This window comes from Paeniglutamicibacter sp. ORCA_105 (assembly GCF_045798545.1).
Taxonomy (GTDB): Bacteria; Actinomycetota; Actinomycetes; order Actinomycetales; family Micrococcaceae; genus Paeniglutamicibacter; species Paeniglutamicibacter sulfureus.
In genome coordinates this window covers 1-664 of sequence record NZ_JBIXLM010000090.1, presented here as the reverse complement: position 1 = coordinate 664, position 664 = coordinate 1, and the positions used below count along the sequence as shown (strand labels likewise).

Annotated in this window: 1 protein-coding gene; it reads left to right on the top strand. The window is 59.0% G+C overall.

What is annotated here, in order from left to right:
• The coding region (locus tag ACIPUB_RS20090; protein WP_407608996.1) for a UDP binding domain-containing protein at positions 1-583 on the top strand (583 nt) is incomplete at its 5' end.
• Positions 584-664: the final 81 nt, after the last annotated feature.

The following is a 664-nucleotide window of genomic DNA, read 5'->3' as shown; positions in this document are numbered from 1 at the left end:
TGCCTTTGCCAATGAACTGTCGGTGATCTCCGACAAGGTCGGGATCGACGTGTGGGAGCTCATCGAGCTGGCTAACCACCACCCGCGCGTGAACATCCTGCAGCCGGGCCCGGGCGTTGGTGGACACTGCATCGCCGTTGACCCGTGGTTCATCGTCGCCGCGGCCCCGGAAGAGTCCAAGCTCATCCGCCAAGCCCGCGAAACCAATGATGCGAAGCCGTCGTGGGTCGTGGACAAGGTCATCACGTCGACCCAAACCCCCGGTTTCAACGGCAAGGTGGCCGTTTTGGGTCTTGCCTTCAAGGCAAACATCGACGATCTTCGCGAATCCCCGTCGATTTCGATTGCCCGCTCGCTGGCTGAAAAGGCGCCGGGCGTTGAGTTCCTGCTGGTCGAGCCACACATTGAGTCCCTTCCTGCCACATTGGCTGGGATCAACAATGTTAAGCTTGTCAACACGGACGCCGGTCTGGCCGAGGCATCCACGATTGTGGTGTTGGTTGACCACGATCAGTTCAAGGCAGTTCCCGCTACCGCGCTTGCAGGCAAGGACGTTATCGATACGCGCGGCCTCTGGCGCTAAGCCCGAGTCAATGTAATCCCAACATCGCTCGCCCGAACGGATAGGTAATCGTGAAGAAAATTATGCCGATTTACGGCACGC